Here is an 830-nt window from a genome sequence, read left to right on the forward strand (position 1 = left end):
CTATCTGCTCGAAGGAATCGACTGGCGAATGCCGCAAAAAACCTGGCGTCCGAGCTCTGCTGGATAGTGGAAATGGCTGGAAAGGTCGGAGCGAATATGATTCCATCTCGCCATGACCGATGCGGCCGATCAGCTTCCCGACGACCTTGCCAGCGCGCATGCGATGATCCTCGCCGAGCGCGCGGCACGCCGTGAAGCCGAGGCCGTTGCTGCCCGAGCCCAGGCAGTGAACTCGCATTCGGATGCGCTGATTGCCAGGTTGAGGCTGGAGATCGAGAAGCTCAAGCGCGACATTCATGGCAGCCGCTCGGAGCGCAAGGCGCGGCTTCTTGAGCAGATGGAATTGCAGCTCGAAGAGTTGGAGGCGGACGCCAGCCAGGACGAATTGGCCGCTGAACTGGCGGCACGATCCTCGACGGTTCGGGCCTTCGAGCGCAAGCGTCCATCGCGCAAGCCGTTTCCGGAGCACCTGCCGCGCGAACGCGTCGTCATTGCTCCGCCAACAAGCTGCCCATGCTGCGGCTCGGCCAAGCTGGCGAAACTGGGCGAGGACATTGCCGAGACGCTGGAAGTGATCCCGCGCCAGTGGAAGGTCATCCAGACGGTGCGCGAGAAGTTCTCCTGCCGCGAATGCGAGAAGATCGCCCAGCCACCGGCCCCTTTCCATGTGACGCCGCGCGGTTTTGCAGGGCCAAACCTGCTGGCGATGATCCTGTTTGAGAAGTTCGGCCAGCATCAACCGCTGAACCGGCAAAGTGAACGCTATGCCCGCGAGGGTGTCGACCTCAGCCTCTCGACGCTTGCCGACCAGGTGGGGGCTTGCGCCGCGG

Annotated in this window: 1 protein-coding gene; it reads left to right on the forward strand. The window is 63.1% G+C overall.

What is annotated here, in order from left to right:
- Positions 1 to 112: 112 nt before the first annotated feature.
- Positions 113 to 830 (forward strand): IS66 family transposase (locus N181_RS10305; protein ID WP_155621610.1); only part of this gene is annotated, 718 nt, incomplete at its 3' end.

Source organism: Sinorhizobium fredii USDA 205, from assembly GCF_001461695.1.
Classification (GTDB): Bacteria; Pseudomonadota; Alphaproteobacteria; order Rhizobiales; family Rhizobiaceae; genus Sinorhizobium; species Sinorhizobium fredii.